General features: G+C 72.7%; 10 protein-coding genes. 8 read left to right on the top strand and 2 right to left on the bottom strand.

Features of this window, described 5'->3' with window-relative positions; genetic code table 11:
- The first annotated feature begins 293 nt into the window (after window positions 1–293).
- The 5 genes from WMF29_RS16535 to WMF29_RS16515 all read left to right on the top strand — a co-directional run bounded on the left by WMF29_RS16535 (window position 294) and on the right by WMF29_RS16515 (window position 7,616).
- Window positions 294–2,114 carry a c-type cytochrome gene (locus WMF29_RS16535; protein ID WP_437329748.1) on the top strand — a complete coding sequence of 607 codons (1,821 nt, stop codon included), beginning with the start codon at window positions 294–296 and terminating at the stop codon, window positions 2,112–2,114.
- A gap of 99 nt (window positions 2,115–2,213) precedes the next feature.
- Complete coding sequence (locus tag WMF29_RS16530) at window positions 2,214–4,457, top strand: hypothetical protein (RefSeq protein ID WP_437329747.1); 2,244 nt, start codon at window positions 2,214–2,216, stop codon at window positions 4,455–4,457.
- 100 nt (window positions 4,458–4,557) lie between these two features.
- On the top strand, window positions 4,558–6,171 hold the full coding sequence (locus tag WMF29_RS16525; protein ID WP_437329746.1) for an aldehyde dehydrogenase family protein: 1,614 nt from the start codon (window positions 4,558–4,560) through the stop codon (window positions 6,169–6,171).
- Window positions 6,172–6,195: 24 nt separating this feature from the next.
- Window positions 6,196–6,972 (top strand): 5'/3'-nucleotidase SurE, encoded by a 777-nt coding sequence (surE, locus tag WMF29_RS16520; protein WP_437329745.1) that lies wholly within the window; start codon window positions 6,196–6,198, stop codon window positions 6,970–6,972.
- A gap of 41 nt (window positions 6,973–7,013) precedes the next feature.
- Window positions 7,014–7,616 (top strand): adenine phosphoribosyltransferase, encoded by a 603-nt coding sequence (locus tag WMF29_RS16515; RefSeq protein WP_437331127.1) that lies wholly within the window; start codon window positions 7,014–7,016, stop codon window positions 7,614–7,616.
- Between the two features lie 4 nt (window positions 7,617–7,620).
- Here WMF29_RS16515 and WMF29_RS16510 read toward each other — a convergent pair whose 3' ends face one another.
- Entirely contained in the window at window positions 7,621–8,835 is a 1,215-nt protein-coding gene (locus WMF29_RS16510) for a hypothetical protein (protein WP_437329744.1), read from the bottom strand.
- 129 nt (window positions 8,836–8,964) lie between these two features.
- On the opposite strand from WMF29_RS16510, the gene WMF29_RS16505 reads away from it, so the two are divergent.
- On the top strand, window positions 8,965–10,215 hold the full coding sequence (locus WMF29_RS16505) for an esterase/lipase family protein (protein ID WP_437329743.1): 1,251 nt from the start codon (window positions 8,965–8,967) through the stop codon (window positions 10,213–10,215).
- Window positions 10,212–10,973 carry a uracil-DNA glycosylase gene (locus WMF29_RS16500; protein ID WP_437329742.1) on the top strand — a complete coding sequence of 254 codons (762 nt, stop codon included), beginning with the start codon at window positions 10,212–10,214 and terminating at the stop codon, window positions 10,971–10,973. Before WMF29_RS16505 ends, WMF29_RS16500 begins: the two co-directional genes overlap by 4 nt.
- On the opposite strand, the gene grxD is transcribed toward WMF29_RS16500, so the two are convergent.
- Window positions 10,970–11,284, bottom strand: coding sequence for a Grx4 family monothiol glutaredoxin (gene grxD / locus WMF29_RS16495; RefSeq protein WP_437329741.1), 315 nt, complete (start codon window positions 11,282–11,284; stop codon window positions 10,970–10,972). The genes WMF29_RS16500 and grxD overlap by 4 nt on opposite strands.
- Before the next feature lie 686 nt (window positions 11,285–11,970).
- Between grxD and WMF29_RS16490 the strand changes: the two genes are divergently transcribed.
- The gene (locus WMF29_RS16490; protein WP_437329740.1) at window positions 11,971–12,654 is read left to right on the top strand and encodes a hypothetical protein; all 684 of its coding nucleotides are present in this window, start codon (window positions 11,971–11,973) and stop codon (window positions 12,652–12,654) included.
- The last annotated feature ends 275 nt before the right edge of the window (window positions 12,655–12,929 follow it).

The raw sequence follows: 12,929 nt of genomic DNA, 5'->3' as shown, positions 1-12,929 counted from the left end.
CGGGCCCGCGTGATGCCGTGACCGCGCCGGGCAACGTCCTGGGTCGCACCGGATACGATGGTCTGGCGCGCTCGTCATGCCGTGCCGCAATGGGCCACGACAGCAGGGACGTCATCGCCGATGCGCAGCACGGGACCCTCGCCAGACGCGCCATCCAACCCCGTTCACGCGCGTTATGGACGGCAGGAATACGTCGCTCTCTCCGCGGCAACACGTATTGCCGCGCGCGATCGGATGGAAGAACATCGAATGAAGTGGCCGCCATCTTGCTTGGCGGCGGACCGGAGGCCCTCATGCATAGACTGCTTGCGTCGCGCCGCAGCTTCTCCCCGTTCCTCGCCATCCTTGTGATCGGATCATCCTTTGCCGCCTGCGCTCCGTGGGAGCTCGGTGAGGACGACACCCCCGACATCGGTGATCCCGGGAGCGTCGCGGTCGCGGCGGAGCCGCCGCCCGCCATCAGCGGCGGAACGCTCGCCGTGAGCAAGAGCGCCCTCCGGGCGGTGGCCGCGGATCCGGATCGCGACCGGGTGTGGATCGTCGATCTCCAGGCGCAGAAGCTGACCGCGGAGATCGCGCTGCAGAAGGGCGACGAGCCGGGCAGGGTCGTCGAGGACGACGCGGGTCGCTTCCACGTCGCGCTCCGCCGCGGCGGCGCGGTCGTGAGCGTCGACGCGGACAGCGGGACGATCGTCGACAGGCGCGACGTGTGCCCGGCCCCGCGGGGGATCGCCTACGATGCGCAGACCGACGAGCTCCATGTCGCCTGCGTCGGCGGCGAGCTCGTCACGCTCCCGGCCGGTCCCGGAGCGGCGACACGCCGCCTGAAGCTCGATCGCGACCTGCGCGACGTGGTCGTGGACGGGGATCGCCTCCTGGTCAGCAAGTTCCGGTCTGCCGAGCTGCTCACCATCGGTGCGGACGGCGCCGTCATGGAGCAAAAGAAGCTCCCGAAGTTCAACCTGTTCGGGCAGGAGTTCGCGCCGACCGTCGCCTGGCGGACGATCAAGCTGCCGACAGGCGGTGTCGCGATGGTCCACCAGCGTGCCTTGATCGCCCCGGTCGAGATCGTGGAGGGGGGCTACAGCTCCGGCGGATGCGATGGGAGCGTCGTCCACAGCACGGTCTCGGAGGTCGGGACGCCCGACTCCGACGGCCAGCCGAACCTGGCCGCTGCCCTCCCCTCCGCCACCCTGCCGGTCGATGTCGCGGTGTCCGATGACGGTCTCTCGTATGCGGTCGTCGCGGCCGGCAGGAGCGAGATCCTCGTGACCAGCAGCGCGAACTTGAACGTGGCGAAGGGTGCCCCCGAAGGGACCTGCGTCGAGGCGGAGCAGCGCGTGCCCGTGGAAGGCGAACCCACGGCCGTCGCGTTCGCTGGCAGCTCCGTGGTGGTCCAGACCCGTGAACCGGCGGGCCTCCAGATCCTCGGGGGGATCGACGCCACCGGCAACCGCGTCACCAAGGTCATCACGCTCCCCGGGGAGAGCCGGAAGGATACCGGCCACGAGATGTTCCACCGGAACGCGTCCGGCCCGATGGCCTGCGCGTCGTGCCATCCGGAGGGAGGCGAGGACAGCCATACCTGGGTATTCAACCCCATCGGCCCGCGGCGCACCCAGTTCGTCAGCGGCGGGATCCTCAACACCGCGCCGTTCCACTGGGACGGCGATATGTCCGGTATCGAAGCCATCATGGACGAGGTCTTCGAGCGGCGCATGGGCGGCATGCACCAGGGACCGCGCCGGGTGAAGATCTTCGCGCGGTGGATCGACAGCCTCCCCGCTCCGCCGGTGTCGTCGGCGCCCGACGCGGAGGCCGTCGCGCGCGGCGACGCGCTCTTCCACGACAAGGCCGTCGACTGCGCGAGCTGCCACGCGGGCGCTCAGCTCACGAGCAACGAGTCGTTCGACGTCGGCACGGGAAAGCCCTTCCAGGTGCCGTCGCTGGTCCGCATCGGCGCGCGCGCGCCGTTCATGCACGACGGGTGCGCGCCGACGCTGAAGGACCGGTTCACCAACCCCGCCTGCGGCGGCGGCGACCGGCACGGCAAGACGTCCCACCTCTCGGACGCCCAGCTCGACGATCTGGTCGCCTACCTCGAGACCCTCTGACCCTCTTCCGGCGGGATTTTCGGCTGGTGAGCCCGCCTGATCGCGCCGCATCACCGCGAATGATGTAACGAGCGCCGAGCCGCGATATGCTGGCGCGGCGTGAACGTCGCCGAAAAAGTCGCCACCCTCGAAGGGCTCCTCCACCGGGTGCAGCGGAACGCCGCTGCGCCTCGTACTCGGGCGCAGCTCGCGGCCTCCGCCGAGCTCGTCCCGCATCGCGGCGAGGCGCCCGGCGCCATCGCCAACGACACGGCGGGCGCGGCCTCGCCCGACCCCAGGTTCAGCTCGACGGAAACGTCGCTGGCGAACGAAGCACGGACGGCGGCGGCCAGCGCGGTCGCCGCGAGCGGACCGTCTGCGCCGCGCTCCCTCGAGCCCGTCCTCGACGACGTCGGTGGCATCGACGCCTTCAGCCCGGCGGCCGATGCGCGCCAGATCGCCGCGCAGGCGCCGCAGACCGCGGCGGCCAGCGCCGCGAAGCAGCCCGCAGCGGCCGCGAAGGCGCCGCAGCAATCTCCGGCGAAGACGCCGCAACAGCCGCCGGTGAAGGCGCCCGCAGCGGCCACGCCCGCGGCGAGCGGGGTCAAGACGGCGGCCGTCAAGCCGGCCGCGGCGACGCCGGCGCGCAACCCTGCGCCGCCTCCCAGCTCACCCGGGAAGCCGGTCGCGAGGCCCGCCGCATCGCTCGATCTCCCGCGAGCTGACGCGGGTCCCCCGGCCGGCGCTCAGGAGACCTACCGCCCGCCCGCGGAGGCCGCCGAGCTGAAGCCGAGAGAGGCAGCCAGAACCGCGGCCAGGGTCACGGCGCCTGCTGCCAGGTCAGGTGCCCAGGCCAAGGACGCGCCCGCTGCAGCGGTGCCCCCGGCCCGGGGCTCCAGCCCGCGCGCAGAGACGAAGCCGTTCTTCCCTCACGAGGACGTCGGTGCACGGCCCAAGGTGGCGGAGAGCGACAGCGAGCTCTCATTCGCAGGGCTCCTCCCCGACGAGCCGGAACCCGGCCAGAGGCCCGCTGCAGGGCTGAAGCTCCCGGCCGAGCGAAGGCCGACGCCGGATGCCGAGGCGCGCGCGGAGCGCAGATCCCTGCCCGACCGCGCGGAGGCGCACGCCACGACCGCGTCACCCGCCGCGGACGACGCTCCGACGCTCGAGGCGGTCACCGCCCGCGCGCCGTCGTCCTCTGGGGAGCCGGTCACCCCGAAGGCGCCCGATCAGATCGCCGTCGCCACCCGGCGCGCGATGGGGGAGCCTGCCAGCGAGCGAGAGTTCAGCCGCGAGATGGTCGACGACGAGCCGACCGTGATCCGCGGCATGCTCGAGGACGAGCCCACCGTCATTCGTTCCCGCCCCGAGGGCCTCGAAGACGAGGAAACGGCGGTCCGCTCCGCGCGGTCCGAAGCCCAGGCCATCGCGCGCTCGGTCGCGGAAGAGACCGGCGCTGCGTCGCCCGGAACGCTGTCCAGAGACGCCAGCGACGAAGCGGATCGCAGGTCCAGGCCGAAGGCGGCCGACCGCGACCTTCTCCCGAAGGTCATCACCAAGGATCCGCCCCTCCCGGCCGACAAGGACGTGAAGCCTTCCGACCACGTCACGACGCGGCCGACCGCGGACGCCGGCATCACGGTGCGCCCGCCGCCGCGCCCGCGCTCTCGCGCGGGCCTCGTGATCGCAGCCGTGGCGCTCCTCGTGGGCGGCGCAGCGGTCGCGTACAAGCTCGGCGTATTCGGCTCCGAGCCCGCTCCCCTCCCCAACGTCGCCCCCGACACCACGTCTCCCGGAGCGACCCAGAGCGCAACGGCGCAGCCGCCGACCACCGCGCCGACTCCGACCGCTGCGCCCACCGAGACGGCGCCCGCTGCACCGTCCGCGGTCGAGACCGCGACGCCGGCGGCGAGCGCTGCGCCCGAGGCGAGCGCTGCCCCCGAAGCGAGCGCCGCGCCCGAGGCGAGCGCTGCGCCGGCCGCAGGCAAAGCCGAGGATCTGCCGTCAAACCGGGGCCACCTGACGGTCAACTCGCCAGAGCGAGCGTCGGTGTATGTGAACGGCTCGCTCGCCGGAAGCACCGGAGAGACGCTCGATGTGCCCTGCGGGACGCGTTACGTGCGGCTCGGTAAGCTGACGACGGAGAAGACGTCGACCCCCGCATGGCTCTCCGCCGGTCAGGCGGTCATCGTCGGTTGCCGCAAGCAGACGGTCGTGTCGATCACGCCCTCCGCGGCGAGCCCGGCGCCCGACCGGCCCACGAAACGGAAAGGCAGCGCCGCCGGCACCGCCACCCCGGACGGTGAGGGCGCTGCGCCCGCTCCCGCTGAGGAGACTGCACCGACGCCTGATCCCGCTCCGTAGAAACCCGCGCCCCCGGCCCGTCCGGTCGGGGCCTGCTCCCTCGGGGTCACCACATGCCCCATGCAGAGGGGCAGGAGCGCGGTGCTAGGCTCCGCGCCTCATGAATTCCGAGACGACTACCCTTCCCCACGACGCCGGCGCCGCCGCTGGCGACGCATCGTCGTCAGCGTCCGTCAGGGTGGCGAGCTCCGGTCCCTTCCCTCTGCGCAGCCCGGCAGGGGGAGCGCCGCTCGACGACGTGGCGGAGACAGAGCTCGGCGCCCTCGCGACGATCGTCGCCAGAGCGCGGGCGGCGCAGGTCGCCTGGGCCGAGGTCCCGATCAGGGAGCGCGCCGAGCTCGTCGCGCGCGTCAAGAAGCGCCTGCTCGCGCGGGCCGAGGAGATCGCGACGCTCGTGCACCGCGAGTGCGGCAAGCCGATCGAGGAGGCCGCGCTCGCTGAAGTGCTCCCGAACGCGGATCTCATCGACTACTGGACCCGATCCATCGAGGAGCTCCTCGACGACTCCCCCGTCGCGCTCGATCCGCTCGCCTACCCCGGCAAGGTCGGGCGCATCCAGAGGGATCCTCGCGGCGTCGTCGCGCTCATCACGCCCTGGAACTACCCTGTCGCGATCCCGCTGCGCACGATCGTGCCGGCGCTGCTCGCGGGCAACGCCGTGGTCTTCAAGCCGAGCGAGGTCACGCCGCGCTCCGGCGCGCTCGTCGCCTCGCTGTTCGACGGGCTGCTCCCGGACGGCGTCCTCGCCGTCGCGCAGGGCGGCAGCGACCTCGGCGCCGCGCTCGTCGGGGCCGGCGTCGATCTCGTCGTCTTCACCGGCAGCGTCGCCACCGGCAAGAAGATCGCCGTCGCGTGCGCCGAGCGCCTCGTCCCGACGTCGCTGGAGCTCGGCGGGAAGGACAGCGCCATCGTGCTCGGCGACTGCGATCTGGAGCGCGCCGCGCGCGGCGTCCTCTGGGGCGCCTTCACGAACGCCGGACAGAACTGCGCCTCCATCGAGCGCGTCTACGTGGAGCAGGCGATCGCGGACCGCTTCATCGGGCGCGTCGTCGAGCTCACGGGGCAGCTCCGGGCCGGCGTCGACGTCGGCGTGATGACGACGGCGCGGCAGGCGCAGCTCGTGCGGCATCAGCTGGAGGCGGCCGTCGAGGGCGGGGCGGAGATCCTCGCAGGCGGCGCGCCGGAAGAGGGCTCGCTCGCCTTCCCGCCGACGGTCCTCAAGGTGGAGCGCGAGGACACGCCGCTGCTCCGGGAGGAGACCTTCGGCCCCGTTCTTCCCGTCATCGTGGTGAAGGACGCCGAGGAGGCGATCGCGCGCACCAACGCGTCCCGCTTCGCGCTCACGACCAGCCTCTGGACCCGCGGCTACGAGCGGGCCCACGCGCTCGCGCGACGGCTGCGCTCCGGCGTGGTGACGATCAACAACCACGGCTTCACGGGCGCGCTCCCGGCTGCGCCGTGGACGGGGGCGGGAGACAGCGGCTACGGCGTCACGAGCAGCCCACACGCGCTCGCGGAGCTGACGCGGCCGCGCTTCTTGCTCGAGGACCGCAGCAGGGCGAAGAGCGAGCTGTGGTGGTACCCTTATACGCCCGCGCTCCGGACCGTCGCCTTCGCGATGGCGCGGGCGCGAGGTGGAGCCGCATGGTTCGGCCGCGTCAGCGCCCTCGTCGAGCTCGTCGCCGCGCTCGCGAGGCGCTTGCTCGGTCGCTGATCCAGAGACCCATCGAGCGAACGCATGCGCCCCCTGATCCTCCTCTCCAACGATGACGGCTACTCGGCCCCGGGCCTGATCGCGGTGCGGGACGAGCTCGCCCGGCACGCCGACGTGGTGGTGTGCGCCCCCGCGGTCAACCAGAGCGCGACGAGCCACTCCCTGAGCCTGCACCGCGTCCTCCGGCTCCTGGAGGCCGCGCCCGGCGTGTTCGCGGTCGACGGGACGCCCGCCGACTGCATCTACGTCGCCCTTCACGCCGGCGCGCGCGTGCTGCCGCGGCGCCCCGATCTTGTCGTGTCGGGCATGAACCACGGGCTCAACCTGGGCGCCGACATCTTCTACTCGGGCACCGTGGCCGCCGCGCGCGAAGGAGCGCTCCGCGGAGTCCCGTCGATCGCGCTCTCCGCCGATGCAGGCGCGTCGCTCCCGGCCGCCGCGGCGCTCGGCGTCAAGCTCGCCCTCGCCCTCCACCGCGCCGCCGGGCAGGAGGGGCGCCGGCCAGCGCCGCTGCTCAATGTCAACATCCCTGCGGGCAGCAGCTGGCCCGTGCGAGCCACGCGCATCGGCGCGCGCTTGTACACAGAAGAGGTGATCTTTCGCCGGGATCCGCGCGGGCACGAGTACCTCTGGATCGGCGGCGCGGGCGTGCGCCACGACCTCGTCCCCGGCTCGGACACCGAGGCCTACGACGAAGGGGCCGTCAGCGTCACGCCGCTGACGCTCGACCTCTTCGCCGCGCAGCACGAGGGCATCGCGGGCCTCCTCGCCGCGGAGCTCAACGACGGCCACGTCGCCTGACGTAGCTCGCGTCGCGACGCGTGGAGCGCTTTCCGGCTCGAATCCGCTCGCCTACGCTCGGCGTCATGTTCAACCACGACGCCCTGCCCTCCGAGCACGCGCTCCGTTACCTCAAGGCGCACCTCCGGAACGTCCCGGATTTTCCGAAGCCCGGGATCCTCTTCAAGGACATCACGCCGCTCCTCGCGGATCCGCGGGCGCTCCACATCACGCTGGATCTCCTGGCCCAGCGCTTCGTCGGCGAGCACGTCGACGTCGTGGTCGGCGTCGAGTCGCGGGGCTTCATCTTCGGCGGCGCGCTGTCGGCCCGGCTCAACGCCGGCTTCGTGCCCGTGCGCAAGCCCGGCAAGCTCCCGGCCGCGACCGATCGCGTGGCGTACGCGCTCGAGTACGGCACGGCAGAGCTCGAGATGCACAAGGGCTCGATCAGGCCGGGGGCCAGGGTCCTCATCGTGGACGACCTGCTCGCGACCGGCGGCACGGCTTCGGCCGCTGCGGAGCTCGCGCGCAAGCAGGGCGGCGAGGTCGCCGGCTTCGCCTTCGTCGTCGAGCTCGATTTCCTCGGCGGTCGGGCGCTCCTCGCGGAGCGCGCCGGCGGCACGGCGCCGGTCTTCTCGATCGTTCACTTCGCCGCGGGCGAGTGAGCGTTCACTCCTGGCCCACGCCGACCTGCAGCTTGCGCGCGACGGTGCGGCTCGCGGTCGTCGCCCGGGTCGGCCCCCCGACGGGGAACGTGATGACGACCGCGCCCGTCCCGCCCTTCGTGATGCCCCCGCCGTGCGCCCCCACCAGCTTGCCAAGGCTCGCCACATCGAGCGAGGCGCCGGCGCCGCGCAAGGCGTCGATCGGCCCCACCCCTGGCAGCGCGGCGAGCGCCCCCCGATCGACCGCCGACATCTCGGCGAAGAGGCCGGACGCATAGACGAGCGCCGTCGCCGCCGCGGCCGGATCCGAGCCGCGGAACCAGGCGCCTGCGTCGTGGTAGGGCAGGTGCGCGCAGCGCGCGTACAGGGCGCCCAGCGCCGCGGCGGACGCGTCGGCCATGCGATCGCCGAGCGCGACGAAGCGCGCCCGCTGCGCGGGATCGAAGTATGCCCGCGCGTATCCGCCGGAGAAGCGCGCGGCGATCGCGCGCCACGACGGCGAGCGCTTCGCCTCTTCCGCGTCGAACCCGGGGACGATCTCCACGACCCCGTCGGTGATCGCGGCGAGATCGGCGTCGGCGCCCGCCGTCAGCTTGCCTTGCGCGATGAGCGCGCCCAGCCCCACGGACTCGGCGGTCAGGGCTGGAGGTTCCCCGGCGCCGGCGGCGACCTCCGCTGCGGCGGCGCCGCGCGGCATCGCCAGCCAGAGCTCGGCGACCCAGCCCGCGAGCTCGAAGGGCCCCATGGAAGCGCCGGCGTAGATCCGCTTGCGCGCGGCCTCGCAGGTGCGCGCGTTCCGCGCCGCATCCTCGCCGGCGGTCGTCTCCGGCTCCGTGGGCGAGGCGGCCGGCGCCTCCCGCGATCGGAACATGCGCGACGCGAAGAGCGCGCTGACCACCACGAGCGCGATCACGCCGACGGGGATCACGAGGTGCCGCGCTGGCCGGACCCGGGCGGCCGGCGCTGGCGGCGCGAGCGAGCTCACCGCGCGGTGCGCCTGAGCGAGCCGCCGCGCGATGTCGGACGCCTTACGCGTGCGCAGCTCTTGCGGCAGAAGCGGCCACTGCTCGACCAGCTGCTCCAGATCGATGGCCACGGGCGCACCGCGCCCACGCAGCGCGATCTGGCGCCCCTGCACGCTCACCGAGCCTGATGTTCCAAACAGGCCCAGGGCCTCCTGTACAGCCGCCTCGATCTCCCGCGCGCTGGGGTCGTCCACGCTCGCAGGGTAGCCGGATTTACGGCCGGCATGCCGCCGCTTCTTCACGCCGCCCGGCTGTCATGGCCGCAGGCGCGGGCGGCGATGGAAATGCCGCGGAGGGCCGGCGGGCATGGCACATTCCCGCGCGTGCAGAAGACGCGCGTCTACCTGTCGCCGGGCATGTTCGGCTTCGCAACCCTCGCCTCCCTCGAGTATTTCGAGCACTTCATCCGCGCGATCGAGGAGCGGTTCCGCGATCGCGGCCGGATCGTCGAGATCCACGTCTGCGAGGTCCACCCGACGGCCTCCATCCTCCGCCGGGCGGCGAAGCTCGCCCGCCTCGTCGACGAGAGCGCCGGAGACGATGACGGCCCTATCCACATCGTAGGCCACTCGACCGGAGGCCTGGATGCCCGCCTCGTCGCTTCGCCGACGGCGCGGCTCCCCGGGAACGCTCATCGCCGGCTCGGCTGGACGAGCCGGCTGCGGTCCGTCACCACCATCAACACGCCTCATTTCGGCACCCCGCTCGCCGCCTTCTTCGCCACGGTGAGCGGCCAGCGCCTGCTCTACGCCGTCACCGCGCTGACGGTGGCCGGCCTCAAGCTCGGCGCGCCTCCGCTCGCGGCCGCGTCGGCGCTGGTCGCCGCCTTCGGCCGGGCGCAGCTCGGCTTCTTCGAGATCGAGCTCATCGATCGCGCGGTCGAGAGCTTCATCCGCGTGCTCGACGACGCGTCGAGCCGCGAGCTGCGCGCGTGGCTGAAGCTCTTGCGCGACGACCAGGGCGCCATCGTCCAGCTCATGCCCGAGGCGATGGATCTGCTCCACGCCGGCCTCGAGGACCGCGCGGGCTTGCGGTACCAGAGCGTCGCGACGTACGCGCCGCGCAACGCCGTCCGTGACTGGGTATCGGCGCTCCGGTCGCCGTGGGGGGCGATGTCGGCTGCCATCTTCACCGCGCTGTCGAACATCACCGCCCGCCTGAACGAGCACTACCCTTGCCGCTCCCATGACGGCTCGATCGAGCAGAAGCTCGCGCGCGTGCTCGGCGAGCTGCCGCCCCCGGACGCCAACGACGGCGTGGTCCCGCTCGCCTCGCAGGTCTGGGGGGAGCTCATCTGGGCCGGCAAGGCCGACCACCTGGACATCGTCGGCCATTTTCCGGGCAAGGGCGGGCACATCGACTGGCTGGCGAGCGGAGCCCGCTTCAATCGCCTGCGCTTCGACGCGGTGCTCGACCGCATCGTGACCGGGATGGTGGCCGGCGAGCAGGGCGGCCTGACAGAGCACGCGGCGGCGCCGCCGCGCCCGCTCGCTGATGCGCGCGCCTCGGAGCGCGGCGTGGACCTCGAGCAGAGCGGCGCCTCGACGAGCGCGCGCGGCGAGCCCGCCGCGTGAGCCGCGGCGGCGCGGCGCGCGCGCTCGCTCAGATCACGGCGGAGCTCGTCGAGTGCCGGCGCTGCCCGCGGCTCGTCGCGTGGCGCGAGGACGTCGCGCGAGAGAAGCGGCGCGCTTACCGGGACCAGACCTACTGGGGCCGCCCTGTGCCGGGCTTCGGCGATCCGGACGCGCCGCTCGTGATCGTCGGGCTCGCCCCGGCGGCGCACGGCGGGAACCGCACCGGTCGCATGTTCACGGGCGATCGATCGGGCGACTTCCTCTACGCGGCGCTCTATCGAGCGGGGCTCGCCTCGCAGCCGACGAGCACCTCGCGCGACGATGGGCTCTCGCTTCGGGGCGTGTTCATCACCGCCCCCTGCCATTGCGCTCCCCCGGACAACAAGCCCACGATCGCGGAGCTCGCGGCGTGTCGTGGGTGGATCGACCGAGAGCTCGCGGCGCTGCATCGGGCGCGCGTCTACCTCGCGCTCGGCAAGATCGGCTATGACGCCGTCGGCGCGCTCGCCCGGGCACGCCGCGCGTCCGCGGGGGATCACGCGGAAGCTCACCCACGCCTGCCACCGTTCGCGCACGGCGTGGAGGCGTCGATCCCCGATCCGCGCGGCGGCGCCGCAGCGGCGCTGCTCTTCGGCAGCTACCACGTCAGCCAGCAGAACACCCAGACGGGGCGGCTCACCGGCGACATGTTCGACGAGGTCCTACGCCGCGCGGTGAGCGCAGCAGGGCCTCGCGCCCCCGAGCGATCCGGACGTTAGCTCTGGTTCGACAGGAGCTTCTGCAGATCGCCCGACTGGAACATCTCCGTCAGGATGTCGGAGCCGCCGATGAACTTCCCGTCCACATAGACCTGCGGGATCGTCGGCCATTGCGAGTAGTCCTTGATCCCCTGGCGCAGCGAGGGATCGGACAGCACGTTGACGTCCTTGAAGTCCACGCCGCACTTTTTCAGGATGTCGACGGCCCGCGCCGAGAACCCGCATTGCGGGAAGGTCTTGGTGCCCTTCATGAAGAGGACGACGCGGTTGCTCTCGACGGTATCCTTGATTGCCTGGTGGATGTCGCTCATGGCTCGTTCCTGATCTCCCGCCGCGAGCGGGATCGCCCATTGTTCAATCTACACAGAAGCGGCGCGTGACCGCCGGGCCGCACTCCGTGGCGTCCGGCGGGGCTCACGACGGGACCGCACTGGGCTCGCCAAGCGGACCACGTGACCGCCCCGCCCCGCGCGCGGTTGTGAACGGGGTTTCTGGTGTCGCCCTCCGCCCGCGTCAACTGGGCTGGAGCGCCGCAGGGGTCTCATGAAGGGCCGCAGGGACCAGTGTATCCTCGGGCGGGTGCGGCGACGGCGGGGTGCGTCTTCGCGAGAGATGCGGGGTCGGTGGCCCGCGCCGGCCGGGCTCAGCGCGTCCACCGAGGGGGCTCGACGGCCGCGGCCGCGCAGGGACACGGTGGGCGATCGATACGGCGCGCGCCACGGCGCGCGCCCGCCCGCGGGCACCGAAACGTCGAACGCTGGTCGACAACGTGCTCCAGGACCTCTGTACCCAGGCCGCGGCGGGGCCTCTTTCGGCCCGCTGGACGCGCCTCGTGCCGCCTGCACCGCAGCGTCTGGCCTCGCGCCGCCAAGTCGTTGTAGAACACGCCCCCACCTCGGCCGTCTCACCGACCGTGACCAGCGGCGGTGAGCCGCCGCGGGTGCGGCGAGCGTCCCATTGTCGCGGCCTCACCCGCACAACCCTGAAGGAGCCTCGTATGCGCTTGCACGTCCTCATCCCAGCGGCCCTGCTCGGCCTCGCGCCCCTCGCCTGCGGCGGCAGCGACCCGGAGCCGAACAACCCGTCGCAGATGCAGAACCAGTACGGGGCGTCAACCCAGTACCCGCCCGGACAGTACCCGCCTGGACAGTACGGTCAGCCCGCCCAGCCTGGCCAGTACGGCCAACCCACCCAGCAGCCGGGCCAGTACACGCCGCCTGCCACCACGACCCCCACCCCGACGCAGACGCCGACCGCGACGGGCACGAGCACCGGCCAGGCGACCCCGATCGCGCCTGCCGCGGTCAGCGCAGCGACCCCGATCCTCACCGCCATGGCGGCCTCCGAGGTCCAGGGCATGCAGCCGGAAGGCGGCGCGTTTGCCGGGCAGTTCCAGGACGGCCAGACGCTCGAGCAGCCGTTCAATATCCAGCCGGGCAAGTGCTATTCGGTGATCGGCGTGGGCCTCGGCGTCCAGGAGCTCAACCTGCAGATCGTCGCCCAGCCCGCGCCGATGCTGCCGCCCGTGGTGCTCTCTCAGGACAACACCACCGGACCGAACGCCACGCTCGGCGGCAAAGGCACTTGCTTCAAGAATCCGCTCCCCGTCGGCGGCCCTGCGAAGGCCGTCATGACCGTCCGCGGCAGCGGCCTCGCCGTCGCCCAGATCTACGTGAAGTAGTCGCGTCCCTGCGGGCCGGCGCCGTCTGCCTCATGCCTCGAGGCGCGGCGCCACCGCGCGCACCGCGGGACGTCCGCTGCCCTGCCGTCGCCCGCTGCCGCCACGTGGCCCTGGCACCACCGCCTCGCGGCACAGCTCGCGACGTCACTCCTGGGTGAACCCGCTCGCCCCAAGCTCTGCTCGGCAGGGTCGGTGGCCGATGGACACGGCTCACGCGGAAGGCCGTCGTACGTTTCGCCCTCCGCTGTTCGCCGTGGGAGATGCAAGGTACACTC

The sequence above is a fragment of the Sorangium sp. So ce381 genome, assembly GCF_051473845.1.
Classification (GTDB): Bacteria; Myxococcota_A; Polyangia; order Polyangiales; family Polyangiaceae; genus Sorangium; species Sorangium atrum.
The sequence above is the reverse complement of the archived record's forward strand: the minus strand, read 5'-3'. Positions and strand labels throughout refer to the sequence as shown.

Excerpts from the sequence above, each read along its gene's own strand:
- WMF29_RS16490 (WP_437329740.1), top strand. The coding sequence starts at position 11,971 with ATGCGCTTGCACGTCCTCATCCCAGCGGCCCTGCTCGGCCTCGCGCCC.
- grxD (WP_437329741.1), bottom strand. The coding sequence starts at position 11,284 with ATGAGCGACATCCACCAGGCAATCAAGGATACCGTCGAGAGCAACCGC.
- WMF29_RS16535 (WP_437329748.1), top strand. The coding sequence starts at position 294 with ATGCATAGACTGCTTGCGTCGCGCCGCAGCTTCTCCCCGTTCCTCGCC.
- surE (WP_437329745.1), top strand. The coding sequence starts at position 6,196 with ATGCGCCCCCTGATCCTCCTCTCCAACGATGACGGCTACTCGGCCCCG.
- WMF29_RS16525 (WP_437329746.1), top strand. The coding sequence starts at position 4,558 with ATGAATTCCGAGACGACTACCCTTCCCCACGACGCCGGCGCCGCCGCT.